Origin of the sequence: Microbacterium californiense, from assembly GCF_047246625.1 — a bacterium.
In the GTDB taxonomy this organism is placed as follows: Bacteria; Actinomycetota; Actinomycetes; order Actinomycetales; family Microbacteriaceae; genus Microbacterium.
The window spans coordinates 1,406,177-1,418,378 of the sequence record NZ_JBFOKQ010000001.1 but is presented as its reverse complement, the minus strand read 5'-3'; the positions used below and the strand labels follow the sequence as shown (position 1 = coordinate 1,418,378).

Here is a 12,202-nt window from a genome sequence, read left to right as displayed (position 1 = left end):
ACTCCGCATGACGGACCCCGCATGACGGACCCCGGCCCCGGCATTTCAGATTCCCACCTCATGTCTAGGTGAACGATATATCGTTGACTATCGTTCACCACCCCATCAGGAGGTCACCATGAACAGCAGCAGCTTCGGCTCGAACCCCTTCGGCGGCACCGGCTCCGGCGGATTCGGCAACGGATTCGGCAAGGACTTCGGCACCCTGTTCGGCGGTCCGAACGGCCCCGCCGGCGGCATCTTCGACGCCCTCGACCAGCTCCGCAAGTCGTTCGAGACGCGTCCGTCCGGCGGCTCGCGCATGGCCCGCGGCGACGTCCGCAGCGCCGTGCTCTCGCTCCTCGCCGAGCGCCCGATGCACGGCTACCAGATCATCAACGAGATCGCCGAGCGCAGCGGCGGCACGTGGAAGCCGAGCGCCGGGTCGGTCTACCCCACCCTGCAGCTGCTCGCCGACGAGGGCCTGATCGAGGCCGAGGAGCAGAACGGGCGCAAGACCTACTCGCTCACCGAGGCCGGTCGCGCCGTCGCCTCCGACGCCACCGAGACGCCCGCTCCCTGGGAGTCGAACACGGCCAAGGACACCCCGAAGGACGCCCGCTTCCACGCGCTCCCCAAGGCCGGCGTCGATCTCGCCGCCGCGGCCGCCCAGGTCGGTCGGAGCGGTTCGCCCGAGCAGGTGCAGGCCGCCATCGACATCCTCGACGACGCCCGCCGTAGGCTGTACTCCATCCTCGCCCAGGACTGATCCCGCGAGGACGACGCGCTGCGACCCACCCGTCCCGCGGGTGGGCGTTCCCGACGACGGCGAAGGAAGCACACGATGACGGATGCCCCGGGGCAGAGCGCCCACCGCGCCCGCTACCGCCGCATCGTCTCCTTCGCCGCCCGCGAGTTCGTCAAGATCTGGTGGTTCGAGCTCGTGCTGCCCCGCTTCGGCATGGGCGGCGTCGCGGACCGCACGCGTGCGGCGCGGATGCAGCGCTTCGCCCGGCGCTTCCACGCCCTCGCCGTCGACCTGGGCGGCCTGATGATCAAGGTCGGCCAGTTCATGTCGTCGCGCCTCGACGTGCTGCCGCCCGAGATCACGCAGGAGCTCGCGGGCCTGCAGGACGAGGTGCCCGCGGTCGCGTTCCCCGAGATCCGGGCGCTCGCCGAGGCCGAGCTCGGCATCCCCCTCAGCCGCGCGTTCGCGTGGATCGACGAGACGCCCCTGGCCGCGGCATCCCTCGGGCAGGCGCATCGCGCGAAGCTGTCGGAGCAGGATGCCGCCGACACGGGCCTCGACACCGTCGTCGTGAAGGTGCAGCGGCCGGGCATCGACGGCATCGTCGCGACCGACCTCGCCGCCCTGCGCCGCGTCGGCCGCTGGCTCACCCGGGTGCGCATCGTCGCCGACCGTGTCGACGCCCCCGCACTCGTCGAGGAGTTCGCCGCGACGAGCTTCGAGGAGATCGACTACGTGCACGAGGCGTCGAGCGCCGAGAGGTTCCGCGAGGCGTTCGCCGGAGACCCCCGGGTCGCCGCGCCCGAGGTCGTCTGGGAGCGATCGACCCGCCGGGTGCTCACCCTCTCGGACGTCACGGCGATCAAGGTCAACGACACAGTCGCCCTGCGCGCGGCCGGCATCGATCCCTCCCGGGTCGCCGACGTGTTCGCCGAGGTGATGTTCGACCAGGTGTTCACGCACGGGTTCGTGCACGCCGACCCGCATCCGGGCAACATGTTCGTCACGCCGCGGGCGGGGGCGGATGCCGGTGAGCCGGCGTGGCACCTCACCTTCATCGACTTCGGCATGATGGCGGAGGTTCCGCAGAACCTGCGCGACGGGCTGCGCACCCTGCTCATCGCCGTGACGGCGCGCGACAGCCGCGGGCTCGTCGCGGCGGCCCAGGAGATCGGCGTGCTGCTGCCGTCGGCCGACACGGGCGAGCTGGAGCGGGCCCTCACGACCCTGTTCGGCAGGTTCGGCGGCATGGGGTTCGCGGAGCTCGCGAAGGTCGATCCGCGCGAGTTCAAGGACTTCGCCGACGAGTTCGGCGACATGGTCCGGCGCCTGCCGCTGCAGCTGCCCGAGCACCTCCTGCTGCTGATCCGCGCGGTGTCGCTCACCTCGGGCATGTGCAGCGCGCTCGACCCGGAGTTCAACGTGTGGGATGCCGCCGAGCCGTACGCCCAGCGTCTGCTGCGCGACGAGAGCGGCAACCTCGTGCAGGACTTCGCCCAGCAGGCGATGGGGAACATGTCGACCACCTGGCGCCTGCCCGGCCGCATCGACGCCATCATCAGCCGGGTCGACGCGGGCACCGTGTCGTTCGACACCTCGCGCCTGGAGCGGCGTCTCGACCGGCTCGAGGGCATCGCCCGGCGCATCGCCTCGGGCGTGCTCTTCGCGGCGATGCTCGTCGGCGGCGCGCTGCTCGTCGACCCCGTGCCCGGCCTCGGCATCACCCTGCTCTGGGCCTCGGCGCTGCCGCTGCTGCACTCCCTCTTCGCCGGGTTCTTCCGGCGCGGCCCGCGCTAGCGCCCTTCGTCTCGTCGCTACGTGGTCCCTGAGCGAGCGAAGCGAGACGAAGGGTCCTGCCGCGACATCTGGCCTGTCGTCCCCCGCACCCGCGCACCCGGCACCCGCCCGGTGTCAACCCACCTCCGGGCGCCGACGAGCCGCGTGGGAGAATGGATCCCCATGGAGACCCCCGAGCAGAAGCCTCCCCGCACGACCGCCACGAACCTCGTCCCGAAGGCGACGGAGACGGGCCGAAAGCTCGTCCGAGACATCGCGGCCGTGCCTCCGCGCGGTCTCCACCCCGCCCTCATCCCGGGCGTCTCGGTCGAGGAGACCGGGCGCACCTACCGCACGGACGGCCTCGTGTTCGGCGTCGCGGTCGCGGCCACGCTCGCCTTCATCGCCTGGGGCGTCTTCGCGGGCGACAACCTCGCGGGCACCACCGCGACCGTGCTCGACTGGGTCGTCGAGTACTTCGGGTTCTTCTTCACGACGATCGCGACCGTGATCCTGGTCTTCATGCTGTTCGTGGGCTTCAGCAAATACGGACGCATCCCGCTCGGACGCGATGACGAGGAGCCCGAGTTCTCGATGTTCTCGTGGATCTCGATGCTGTTCGCCGCGGGCATGGGCATCGGCCTCGTCTTCTGGGGCGCGGCCGAGCCGCTGACGTTCTTCGAGACGCCGCCGCCCGGCACGGTCGAGGCGAACACGCTCGAGGCGATGCACACGGCGCAGGCGCAGGTGCTGTACCACTGGGGCCCGCAGGCGTGGGCGTTCTACGCGCTCGTGGGCGGGGCGATCGCGTACGGCGCGTTCCGCCGCGGCCGCACCCCGCTCATCTCCTCGATCTTCGCGCCGCTGCTCGGCGAGGACCGCACGACCGGACCCCTCGGCCGCACGATCGACATCTTCTCGATCATCGTGACGCTCTTCGGCACCGCCGCGTCGCTGGGTCTCGGCGCTCTGCAGATCGGGCACGGCGTCGAGATCGTCGCAGGCATCGGAGAGCTCGGCAACGGCGTCCTCATCGCGGCGATCGCCGTGCTCACCGCGTGCTTCATCGCATCTGCCGTGTCGGGCGTCTCGAAAGGCATCCGGGCGCTCTCGAACATCAACGCCGTCGCCGCGCTGATCCTCGCGTTCTTCGTCTTCTTCGTCGGACCGACGATGCTGATTCTCAACGTCATCCCGTCGGTCGCCGTGCAGTTCCTCGGCGACCTGCCTCAGATGATCGCCCGATCCGCGTCGCAGGGCGACGAGGCGCAGATGTTCCTGTCGAGCTGGACGATCTTCTACTGGGCGTGGTGGATCTCGTGGTCGCCCTTCGTCGGCATGTTCATCGCGAAGATCTCGCGCGGACGCTCGCTGCGTCAGTTCGTCTCGGTCGTCATCGTGGTGCCCGCGGTCATCTCGCTGGTGTGGTTCGCGATCTTCGGCACGACCGCGATCGATCAGCAGATGGGCGGCGCCGGTCTCACCGTCGATCCGCCCGAGGAGGTGCTGTTCGGGGTGCTCGAGAACCTGCCGTTCCCCCTGATCACCAGCATCCTGCTGATCCTCCTGATCTCGATCTTCTTCATCACCGGCGCCGACTCGGCGTCACTGGTGATGGGCACGCTGTCGCAGCAGGGTCGGCCCGAGCCGTCACGCTGGGTGTCGATCGTGTGGGGATCGCTCGTCGGCGTGATCGCCGCGGTGCTCCTGGTCAGCGGCGCGGAGGGGAGCGGTCTGCGCTCGCTGCAGAACGTCACGATCATCGCGGCGCTGCCCTTCGCAATCATCATGGCGTTCATGATGGTCGCGTTCGCGAAGGACCTGCGGCGCGATCCCCTCATCCTGCGCGACCGATATGCCCGAGCGGCGGTGCGCCACAGCGTCATGGCCGGCCTCGAGGAGTACGGCGACGACTTCGCCCTCGTGCCCGTCGAGTACGACCACTCGGAGGACGACCTCGCCTGGATCGACGAGGACACCGTCGACGACACCCTCGCCGAGGTCTACGAGAACGCCACCGAGGCGATCGACATCGTGCCGGTCGCCGACGTGGATGCCGCGGTCGACGCGGCGGTGACGGACGGCCCGGCGTCCGGCCCCGCGAAGGACGGCCCGGCGGCGGATGCGGTGCTCGCCGACGACGTCGTGGCGGATGCCGCGGAGCGGCCCCGCGAGGACTGACGCGGTGGGGCGTCCTTCGTCTCGTCGCTGCGCTCCTCGCTCAGGAACCGAGGAAGGTGCTCAGGAACCGAGGACAGACCGGTTCCTGAGCGAGCGCAGCGAGACGAAGGACGCACCCGCCCCTACGCGACCGGCGCCCCCTCGGCGGTGCGGGTGATGCGTGCGGCCATGCCCGCGAAGATCGCGCCGTGGAAGGGCAGCACCGCGAGCCAGTACAGCCGACCGCTGAGCCCGCGCGGGAAGAACACGGCCCGCTGCTCGTAGCGTGCACCGCCGCCGTCGGGCAGCGACCGCAGCTCGAGCCACGCCGAGCCGGGCACCTTCATCTCGGCGCGCAACCGCAGCAGACCGCCGCTCGCGGACGAGTCCTCGGTCTCGCGCCCCGGTTCCTCGACGGCCTCCACGCGCCAGAAGTCGATCGCGTCTCCCACCCGCGCAACGGTCTGGCTGCGGCGTCCGCGGCGCAGGCCGACGCCGCCGACGAGCCGGTCCATGAGGCCGCGCACCGCCCACAGGAACGGTGACGAGTACCACCCGTTCGTCCCACCGATCCCCTGGATCACGCGCCACAGCTCGTCGACGGATGCCGTGGTGTGCAGCGACCGCGCATCCGTGAAGACGGTGCGGCCGGCCCAGTCGGGGTCGCTCGGCAGCGGATCGCTGGGTGCCCCCGAGACCTCGGCATCCTGCCAGCTGGTCTCGACGGAGTCGGCGTCGACCCGGCCCAGCGCGAGCGCAACCGCTCGCCGGTACGGCGTGAGGCCGCCGGACGGCGGGGGGATCAGGTCGTCGATCGCGCGGTCCTTGACGACGCACTCGTTCTGCAGCGACGCGACGAGCGGGCGGGCGATCGACCGCGGCACCGGCGTCACGAGGTTCACCCAGTGCGACGCCAGGCCGGGGGTGAGCACGGGCAGAGCGGCGATGGCGCGCTGCGGCAGCCCGGCCTCGAGCGCGTAGCCGTTCATCATCTGGCCGTAGCGCAGCACGTCGGGGCCGCCGATGTCGACCGCCCGGTTCACGCTCGCGTCGAGCCGCGCGGCGCCGAGCAGGTAGTGGAGCACGTCGCGGATCGCGATCGGCTGGATGCGGTTGCGCACCCACTTCGGCGCCGGCATGTACGGCAGCACCTCGGTGAGGTGACGGATCATCTCGAACGACGCCGAGCCCGACCCGATCACGACCCCGGCCTGCAGCACGAGCGCCGGGACCCCCGACTCGAGGAACACCTCGCCGACCCGCACGCGCGAGCGCAGATGCGGAGACAGCGTCACGTCGTCGGGATGCAGTCCGCCGAGGTAGACGATCCGGCGGGCGCCGGCCTGCGACGCGGCATCCGCCACGGTCTGCGCCGCCCGCTCGTCGGCCTGCTCGAAGCCCTTGCCCGCCGTCATCGAGTGGATCAGGTAGTAGACGACGTCGACGTCGCGCATCGCCTCGGCGACGGCATCCGCATCGTCGGCCGAGCCCTCGACGATCTCGCAGTCCGCGCCCCACGGAAAGGATGCCGCGCGCGCCGCGTCCCGCGCGAGCACTCGCACCCGGTACCCGGCGTTGACGAGGCGCGGTGTCAGCCGCCCGCCGATGTAGCCCGTGGCGCCCAGCACCAGGGCCACGGGAGCGGAGCCGTCGTCGCGGGGGACCGCCCGCAGTTCCTCTTCGCGGCCGGTGGGCTGGGTGAGCTCCGTCATGCTCTCGAGGGTAGGACGGATGCCGGGATGCGGGGATCCCCTTGCGCTCGGGGCCTCCGCGGGCCCTTCGTCGGTTCCTGAGCGAGGAGCGGAGCGACGAGACGAAGGGCGTACTGACGCAAGAGGGGTCCGCAGGCGAACCTGCGGACCCCTCGAGACCTATGCCCGGATCACACCTCCGCGCGACGGCGGCGGATCACCAGACCCGCACCGGCGAGGAGGGTGAGGAGGCCGAGCATCCACAGCAGCGATGCCTCTCCCCCCGTGGTGGCGAGTTCGTCGTCCGCGGCATCCGTCCCCGAACCCGTGCCGGCGTCCGTGCCCGAACCGGAGTCCGAGCCGTCGCCCGTGCCCGGGTCGGTGGGGTCGGCGGCCGGGACGACCGTGACGGCGCTCTGCGCGACGGCGGTCGTGCCGAACGCATCGGTGACGGTGTAGACGAGCGTGTAGGCGCCCGCCGACGGTCCGACCATGCGGGCGGCGCCGGTCGACCGGACCAGCTCCACCCGGATCAGCGCCGTGATGTCGGCCCCGTTCGCGTCGGTGGCCGTGATGCCGGCCCGCTCGTCGAACTCCTGGCCCTCGACCACGGTGCGCGTGGGCGGCACGCCGCGGAACGTGGGCTCGACCGCGGTGACGGTGACCGTGCGCACGAACTCGGTCGCGTTGCCCGCCAGGTCGGTGACCCGGTAGGTGAGCGTGTACGAGCCGGGCGTGGTCACGTCGACCGTGCCCGTCACCGTGATCGACGAGGTCATGTCGCCGTCGACCTCGTCGGTCGCCGTGATGCCGGCCAGCGCGTCGAACGGCTGCCCCTGCGCCGCGTCGGACGCGGCGGGCAGACCCGAGAACTCCGGGCCCTTCCCGTCGTCGGCCGTGCGGGTCAGGGTGACCTCGTCGATGACCTTGCGGTCCATCGTCTGATAGGTCGTGAGCGTGATGGCCTCCGGGGTCACGTCGACGTCGGTGTACTGCGGCTGGTTCGACTGGTCCTTGACGGCCGCCTCGGGGGAGGACGCGTCGAGACCGTAGAACTTGCTGCCGCTCGAGGAGTTGCCGGTCACGTACAGCACCTGCCCCTCCTCGGCGGCGAGGGTCACGCCCGACTTCTCCTGCGCATCCAGGTCGCCGACCGGGGTGGTGCCGTCCATGAGGTAGCTGCGCGTGTAGATGTGGTCGTGCCCCGCGAGCACCAGGTCGACACCGAGCTCGCTGAACACCGGTGCGAGGGCTGCACGGCGCTCCTTCACGTCCTGCTCCACGGAGTGGAACGCGGCGGAGTACAGCGAGTGGTGCATGACCACGACGATCCAGTTCGCCTCGGCGCCCTGCTCCTCGACCACCTGGCGGAGGAAGGCCGCATGGTCCTCCTCGTTCGCGCTGCGCGCGTTGGTGTTGATGTTGAGGTAGAGCACGCCGTTGTAGGTGTACCAGTAGTCGCCGCCCGCGCGCCCGGCCGTGCTCTCGTACCCGTGGGTCTCGGAGCGGTTCGGGGTGAAGAAGTGCGAGTTGAACTGGTCGGACTGGTTGTCGTGGTTGCCGATCGTGGCCTGGAAGGGCAGCTGCTTCAGCAGCTCCGGGGCGATCAGCGAGCCGTACTCGTCTTCGGAACGGTGCGTCTCGATCTGGTCACCGCCGCTCACGATCATCGAGGCGTCCTTCTCGAACTGGTCGATCTGCCCGAGCGATGCGGCCCAGCGGTCGCGGTCGTTCTGCCAGCTTCCCGAGGCTCCGATCTGGGCGTCCGTCAGGTAGACGAAGCTGTACGACTCGTCGAACGTGCCGGTCCACAGCTCGTAGGAGCGCGACCACCCCATCTCGTCGTTGCCGACGCGGTAGAGGTACGAGGTCTCCTCCTGCAGGCCGTCGATGACCACCTGGTTCGAGAAGCGTCCGTCGCGGCTCGCGGCGGTGGTGGCGTCGATCTCCCGCGCCGCGGCGACGGGGAACTCGGCGCCGGTGCGGGCGGATGCCGGGGCGACCTGCACCTGCGCGTCGATCTCGCGGTCGGTGTAGAACGTCAGGTTCCGCTTCGTCTCGTCGGACCCGACGTGCAGGAGCACATCGGAGATCGCGGCGGGGGCGCCGGCGGCGGCGATCGTGAGCGAGGTCAGCTGCATGTACACGTCGGAGCTACCGGCGTTGGTGTTGTGCACCTGGACCGCGATCGTGTTCGTGCCCGCCCGCAGAGCGGGTGCCGGAACCGTGAAGTTGCCGGTGAGGGGCGCCGTTCCGTTGCCTCCCGCATAGACCATGTTGCCCGTGGCCGCATCGACGCGCTCGTCGGCGAAGCCGCCGACCTTCGTGCCGTTGACGTACACGCGAGCGGCGTCGTCGTAGGCGATCTCGCCGTTCAGCTGCGTGATCTGCGCGAGGTCCTCGGCCGTCAGGTCGAAGGTCGTGCGGAAGAAGAACGTCTCGACGTTCGTCGTGCCGTCGGCCTTGTACTGGCTGACCAGGGTGGTGGGCGTGAAGCCGCCGCCGAGGTCGGCGATCGCGCCGCTCTTGGCGCCGAAACCGCCGGTGCCGGTCTTCCACGACGAGTCGTCGTAGTCGGCGGCGGTCCAGTCGGTCTTCGCGGGCAGACCCGCGGCCGGGTCGGCCTCGGTGTCGTGGAACCGCCAGGCGGTCGTGGCGCTGAGCACCGACGTGCCGTCGATCTCGACGGGCTCGGGGGTGGTCGGAGCGGTCGGCTCCTGCGCCTGCGGACGCGTCGGCAGCGCCGGCTCACCCGGGTCCATCGTGTCGACCGGGCGCAGGGCGACGTCGAAGACGTGCATGATGCCCTTGCTCACGTCGTTCGGCAGGGTGACGCTGCGCACCGTCTTCTTCGCGTCGAGCGGCACGACCGCCGTCGCGAAGAGGTTCGGCTTGGCCGTGTCGGAGCCGCCGTTGAGCGTGTTGCGCTTGGTCAGCGGCACGAGCCGGATGTTGCCGGGCTCGGCGCCGGTGTTGGTCCAGTCGGTCAGACGCACATCGACGGTCTTGGTCGAGCCGTCGGTGTACGTGACCAGGGCGGTGCCGCGGGACGGCCCGTTGGTCGCGAGCCCGAGGAACGAGATGCCGGATGCCGCGACATCGCCGAATTCGAGCACCTGGCCGTTCGGGATCCAGTGGTCGACCTCGCCGGCCTTCGTGTCGGGCCAGGTGAACTCGATGCCGGTGTCGCCGAGCGGCAGCTTCGCGCCACCGGTCACGCCGGCCTTCGCGAGGTCCTCACGGGAGAGGCCGATGCCGCCGGCATCCAGTCCGCCCATGTTGACCGCGCCGTCGGAGGTGATGCCGACCGAGTTGCGGTTGTCGCTGCCCTCGCGGAACGACGGCGGCACGTCAGCCGCACCCGTGCCCCACGTGCCGGCGGTCGCGCCCATCGTGAAGTCGAGGTCGCCGCCGGTGCGGGCGAAGTCGGCCGGCAGCCACGAGGCGGTCTGCGGTACGTCGTTCACCGACAGGCCGGTCGTGTAGCGGCGGTCGTCGCCGGCGCCCGGGGCGTCGATCGTGATGGTGCGCTCGGAGCCGATCGAGGTGATCTCGATGTGCTCGAACATCGGAGCCGAGACCAGCAGGTCGGCCGTGCCCCAGATCGCGGGCATGAGGCCGATGTTGGCCCACACGTACCAGGCGCTGAACGATCCGAGGTCGTCGTTGCCGAACAGTCCGTCGGGGTCGGTCGTGAACAGCTGGTCCGCCGCGCGGTACAGCGTCTCGGTGGTCTTGTGCGGGGCCTGCAGCCAGTTGTAGACCCACGGGAGGCCGAAACTGGGCTGGTTGGCGATGTAGGCGCCGTCGCTGAACGCGCCGGCGTCGAGGTTCCGCAGGATGTGGTCGAGCTGCTCGGTCGCCTTGTCCTTGCCGCCGCGGAGTTCGATCAGGTCGGCCATGTTGTGCGACACGTTGAAGCCGTACTGGTAGCCGGTCGACTGCTCGAACTGCGCACCCTGCGTGGTGAGCGAGGTGTTCAGGAAGCCGTTGCGGTTGCGGGCGTCGATGTGACCGGTGGCCGTGTTGAAGATGTTCTTCCAGTTCTGCGAGCGGGTCGAGAACCGGTCGTACGCCGCGTCGTCGCCGAGGCGCTTCGCCAGCTGCGCGATCGCGAAGTCGTTCGTCGTGTACTCGATCGTGCGCGAGGTCGCCGCGCCGCCCTTGTCGCCGTCGACCCATCCGTGGATGCCGTACATCACGGCATCCGAGCGTCCGGTGTTCGTCATCGGCAGCGTCTGCGTCGCGAGCATGGTCTCGAGGGCCTTCGCACGGTCGTAGTCGGTCGAGCCGAAGTCATCGGTCGCCGCGACGATGTTCTGCAGCGAGTCGCCGCTCATCTTCGTCTGGATCTGGTTGTAGGTGGGCCAGCTGGTCCACTTGCCGGACTGGGTCACCATGTCGACGATCGACTGGTTGATGTCGCTGGCGCGCTCGGGGTAGAGCAGGGCGACGAGCTGCGACTGGCCGCGGTAGGTGTCCCACCCCGAGAAGTTCACGTAGAAGTCGCGACCCGGCTGCACCTGGTGGAGCTGCCCGTCGTACCCGGTGTAGGTGCCGTCGACGTCCTGGAAGGTGTTCGGGTGCAGCAGCGAGTGGTACAGGGAGGTGTAGAACGTGATGCGATCGCGGTCGGTGCCGCCGGTCGCGTCGATCGAGCCGAGCGCCTCCTCCCACACCGCGCGCGCCTGCGCCCGCGTCTGGTCGAAGTCGAGGGTCGCGGTCTCGGCGTCGGCGTTCGCCCGTGCACCGGCGACGGAGACGTAGCTCAGGCCGATCTTCGCGGTGACGTCGGCGCCGTCGGCGAAGGTCAGGTAGGCGCCGGCGCCGTGCTTGGTCGCCGCGGATGCCGTGGCGCCGCCCGCCTGCACGCCCGCCGGGGTCCAGACGCCGTACGACTCGACCGGCTGGTCGAAGGTCGCCGAGAAGTAGGCCGTGTACTGGGAGCCGCCGTTGCAGACGATGTTCGCCTTGACCGAGCCGGACAGCACGCCGGTCGTGGGGTCGAACGCGATGTCGGAGGCGTGCACCTGGTTGTTCGAGCCGCCGGCCTCGAAGAGCAGCGTGGAGCTCTCGGCGTTCTCGTCGAACGAGTAGCGGCTGACCGCGGTGCGGGTCGTGCTGGTGAGCTCGGCCTGGACGGACTCGAGGTCGACGGAGTAGTAGCCGGGCTCGGCCTCTTCGCCCTCGTGCGAGAAGTCGAGGAAGTAGTCGCCGATGGCGCTCGCCGGGTTCGACGGCAGGGCGCCGTCGCTCAGAGCCCCGGTGAAGGGGATCACCGGGAAATCGAAGCCGCCGAAGTTCGACCGGCAGCCGGTGCCCGAGAGGCGGGTCATGCCGAAGCCGCGGAGCTGGTCGGCGTTGTACTCGTAGCCGCCGTACTGCTGGCCGTTGCCCGTCTCGAAGGTGGTCGGGCTCGACTGCACCATGCCGAAGGGGAGGGTCGCGCCCGGGAACGTGTTGCCGTAGTGGTCGTTGCCGCGGCTGGTGTTCTGGTCGTTCATCTCGGTGCCGATGAACTGGTCGACCGCGTCGAACGGGGTGAGGGACGACACCTCTTCCGCGTAGGCGGCCGGGGTGACGAGCACCGACGAGGCGGTGAGGGCGGTGATGACGCCGGCGGCGAGTGCCGCGCGACGTCTTCTCATGTGTCGGCGAGGGGATGCCGAACGCATGGGGGGCATGCGAAACCTCCGTGTGGTGGGTGGGGAACGCTGCCCGAATCCTGACAACGCTGTCAGGAACAGTAGACACGTTCCGAGACGCGATGTCCAACAAAAGGTGAACATCCGGTGCCGATGCCCGTCGTTCCGCGGGCGCGACCTCCACGTGGGCGGCGAATCCCGCC

5 protein-coding genes are annotated in these 12,202 nt (G+C 70.1%); 3 read left to right on the top strand and 2 right to left on the bottom strand.

Annotated features, from left to right (window positions below; all coding sequences use genetic code 11):
• Window positions 1-118 precede the first annotated feature (118 nt).
• From AB3M82_RS06730 to AB3M82_RS06720, 3 genes are all read left to right on the top strand, one after another.
• Window positions 119-748 (top strand): PadR family transcriptional regulator, encoded by a 630-nt coding sequence (locus AB3M82_RS06730; protein WP_412956505.1) that lies wholly within the window; start codon window positions 119-121, stop codon window positions 746-748.
• Between the two features lie 75 nt (window positions 749-823).
• Window positions 824-2,524 (top strand): ABC1 kinase family protein, encoded by a 1,701-nt coding sequence (locus AB3M82_RS06725; RefSeq protein WP_412956504.1) that lies wholly within the window; start codon window positions 824-826, stop codon window positions 2,522-2,524.
• A 162-nt stretch (window positions 2,525-2,686) separates the two neighbouring features.
• The gene (locus tag AB3M82_RS06720; protein ID WP_412956502.1) at window positions 2,687-4,684 is read left to right on the top strand and encodes a BCCT family transporter; all 1,998 of its coding nucleotides are present in this window, start codon (window positions 2,687-2,689) and stop codon (window positions 4,682-4,684) included.
• Window positions 4,685-4,806: 122 nt separating this feature from the next.
• Here AB3M82_RS06720 and AB3M82_RS06715 read toward each other — a convergent pair whose 3' ends face one another.
• The gene (locus AB3M82_RS06715) at window positions 4,807-6,375 is read right to left on the bottom strand and encodes an SDR family oxidoreductase (RefSeq protein WP_412956500.1); all 1,569 of its coding nucleotides are present in this window, start codon (window positions 6,373-6,375) and stop codon (window positions 4,807-4,809) included.
• 170 nt (window positions 6,376-6,545) lie between these two features.
• On the bottom strand, window positions 6,546-12,002 hold the full coding sequence (locus AB3M82_RS06710; protein ID WP_412956499.1) for a GH92 family glycosyl hydrolase: 5,457 nt from the start codon (window positions 12,000-12,002) through the stop codon (window positions 6,546-6,548).
• Between the last annotated feature and the right edge of the window lie 200 nt (window positions 12,003-12,202).

Bases quoted from the DNA above. Each gene is read 5' to 3' on its own strand.
- AB3M82_RS06730 (WP_412956505.1), top strand. From the start codon at position 119: ATGAACAGCAGCAGCTTCGGCTCGAACCCCTTCGGCGGCACCGGCTCC.
- AB3M82_RS06725 (WP_412956504.1), top strand. From the start codon at position 824: ATGACGGATGCCCCGGGGCAGAGCGCCCACCGCGCCCGCTACCGCCGC.
- AB3M82_RS06715 (WP_412956500.1), bottom strand. From the start codon at position 6,375: ATGACGGAGCTCACCCAGCCCACCGGCCGCGAAGAGGAACTGCGGGCG.
- AB3M82_RS06710 (WP_412956499.1), bottom strand. From the start codon at position 12,002: ATGAGAAGACGTCGCGCGGCACTCGCCGCCGGCGTCATCACCGCCCTC.
- AB3M82_RS06720 (WP_412956502.1), top strand. From the start codon at position 2,687: ATGGAGACCCCCGAGCAGAAGCCTCCCCGCACGACCGCCACGAACCTC.